The 2,938-nt window shown below is 75.3% G+C and carries 1 protein-coding gene; it reads right to left on the bottom strand.

Annotated elements, in window-relative coordinates; all coding sequences use genetic code 11:
- Positions 1–2,938 (bottom strand): SDR family NAD(P)-dependent oxidoreductase (locus tag ACIRFH_RS36485; protein WP_403530873.1); only part of this gene is annotated, 2,938 nt, incomplete at both ends.

The following is a 2,938-nucleotide window of genomic DNA, read 5'->3' as shown; positions in this document are numbered from 1 at the left end:
CGTCCCCGCCCGAGGACAACAGCTCCCAGAACTCCTCCGGAGTCCCCACACCACCCGGCAGCCGGCACGCCATCGACACGATCGCGACCGGATCGTCGTCCTCGTCCTCGGTGCGTACGCGGGTCCGTGCGGGCTGCACCGACTGTGTCAGGTCCATCCGTTCCAGGAGGAACGCGGCCATGGCGGCCGGGGTCGGATGGTCGAACGCCAACGTCGCGGGCAGGGAGACCTCGGTCTCCTGCGCGATCCGGCGCCGCAGTTCCACGGCCATCAGCGAGTCGAGGCCGAGATCCCTGAGTGCCTGCCGGGCCGGCACCGCACCCTCGTCCGGAAGGCCGAGCACGCCCGCCGCCGCCGACCGCACCAGCAGCGTCAGCGACTCCCGGCGCTGGTCGGGCGACATCGCCGCGAGCCTGCCGCGCAGGCCCGACGGGGCCTCGGCGGTGTTCGCCCGCCGCAGGCGCGGCCGGGCCATGCCGCGCAGGACCGCCGGCACCTCGTCCCGGCCGCGGCGCAGCGCGGCCGGGACGAGGCGGACGGGAACCAGGTGTCCCGGCCGCGCCGCCAGGGCCGCGTCCAGAGCCCGCAGTCCCTCGTCCACGGACAGCGGCTCGATGCCCATGCGCCGGATCCGGGCCAGCTCGGCCTGGCCGAGGTGCGCGGTCAGCCCCAGACCCGCCTGCTCCCACAGTCCCCAGGACAGGCTCCTGGCGGGCAGGCCCGCGTGCACCCGCCATCCGGCGAAGGCGTCGAGGAACGCGTTGCCCGCGGCGTACGTGCTCTGGCCGGGGCTTCCGAACACTCCGGCGAGCGAGGAGAACACGACGAACTCGGACAGCGTGTGCTCGCGGGTGAGTTCGTGCAGGTGCAGGGCGGCGTCCAGCTTCGGGGCGAGGACGCGTTCCAGCCGCTCGGTGTTCTGGTCCGGCAGCAGGCCGTCGTCGAGCACGCCGGCCAGGTGCCACACCGAGTCCAGGTCGTCGATGGAGCCGATCAGACCGGCGAGGGCTTCCCCGTCGGTGACGTCACAGGCCGCGATCCGCACGCTGTCGGCCCCGGCCCGAGTGAGTTCGGCGGCGAGACCGGCGGCCCCCGGGGCCTGGTCACCGCGGCGCGAGGTCAGCACGAGACGCCGTACGCCGCGCGTGCGCACCAGGTGACGGGCGAGCTCCCTGCCCAGCTCACCGGTGCCTCCGGTGATCAATGCCGTTCCCCGCAGCACCGGGGTCCCGGCGGTGGCGTCGTCCGGCTCCGGATCGACCGCGACCAGCCGCGCGACCCGGACCTCTCCCGCGCGTACCGCGATCTCGGGCTCGTCCGTCACGGACACGGCCCGGGCGAGTGCGGCTTCGTCCTCGGCCGCGGAACCGATGTCCACCAGACGCAGCGAACGCTGCGGGTACTCGGCGCGCGCGGCGCGGACCAGACCCCACAGGGCGGCGTGGACGATGCCGTCCGCGCCCTGTCCCGGTTCGGCCGCCACGGCCTGGCGGGTCACCCAGACCAGTTCGGTTCCGTCCAGCCGGGGGTCGGCCAGCAGGCTCTGCAGCTCGTGCAGCGCGGCCGAGGCGGCCTCCCGCACCGCCTCCGCCAGGCCGTCCGGGTCCCGCGCGGTGTCCGCGGTGTGGTCGAGGACGAGCCGTGCCGGGGCCTCCTCGCCGGCGTCGAGCCGGGCGTACAGCGCGTCCACGCCGCTGACGGGTCGTCCGCCGGCCACGGGCGCGAGGTCGCCGCAACCGCCGAGGACCCAGGTCTCGGCGTGTGCCTCGCGGGTCGTCCGGGGAGGCCGGAACTCGACGCGGTAGAGGTGGCCCGGGGTGCTCCGGTGCAGCTGCTGTGCGGTCGCCGTGCGCAGGACGAGCGCGTCCGCGTAGGCCACGGGCTCGCCGTGGGCGTCGGCCATCCACAGCCGGACCGCCTCGGAGTGTCCGGGATCCCGCTCGATCCGGACCCGGAGTTCGGTCGCACCGGTGGCGTACACCTCCGTACCGGTCCACTCGAAGGGGAGCGAGACCGGTCCCGTGTCGGAGTCCGGCACGGAGATCGCGTGCAGGGCGGCGTCCAGCAGTGCCGGATGCACCGCGAAGCCGCTCGCCGCCGCGTTCCCGGCCGCGGCCTCGGGCAGACGGACCACGGCGTAGGCGGTGTCGCCGCTGCGGTAGAGCTCCACCAGGCCCTGGAAGGCGGGTCCGTAGTCGATGCCGCGCTCGCGCAGCCGGTCGTAGAACCCCTCCAGGTCCACCGGCGTGCTGCCCGCGACCGGCCACTCGCGCAGTTCCCGGAACCCGTCGCCGTCGGTGGCGCCGACCGTCCGGTGGGTGAGCCGGGCGGTGGCGTGGGTGGTCCAGGGGGTGTCGGGGTGGGTGTCGGGGCCGGGGTGGGTGTGCACGGTGGCCTGGCGGCAGCCGTCGGCGTCGACGCCGGTGACCGCGACCTGGACACGGAGCCCGCCGGTTCCGGGGAGGACGAGGGGGGCGGTCAGGGTGAGGGTGTCGATCCCGGTGGCGCCCACGTGTTCGGCGGCGGTGAGGACCAGGTCGAGGATCCCGGTGCCGGGCAGGAGCACGGTGTCGAACACCCGGTGGTCGTTCAGCCAGCGCTGTCCGGCGGCGGCGGCGTCGATCCTGCCGGTGAGGAGCAGCCCGTCCTCGCCGGCGAGGGGGGCGGCCAGTGTGAGCCACGGGTGGTCCAGGCCGTCGACGCCCCAGGCCGACGGATCGGCCGCGGTGCCGGCGGGGGCGGCGTGCCAGTAGCGCTCGCGGTCGAAGGCGTAGGTGGGGAGCGTGGCTTCCACGGGTGTGCGCGGGACGACCCGGTCCCACGGCCACGCGTCGCCCCGGGTCAGTCCGGCGTGGACCCATGAGGTGAGCAGGTCGGTGGTGTCGGCCTGGTGGCGGTGGGCGGTGGCGTGGCTGGTCCCGCCGTGCCGCTGGGTGAT

It is taken from the genome of Streptomyces sp. NPDC093586 (genome assembly GCF_044764905.1).
In the GTDB taxonomy this organism is placed as follows: domain Bacteria; phylum Actinomycetota; class Actinomycetes; order Streptomycetales; family Streptomycetaceae; genus Streptomyces.
This window is presented reverse-complemented; position numbering and strand designations above follow the sequence as displayed.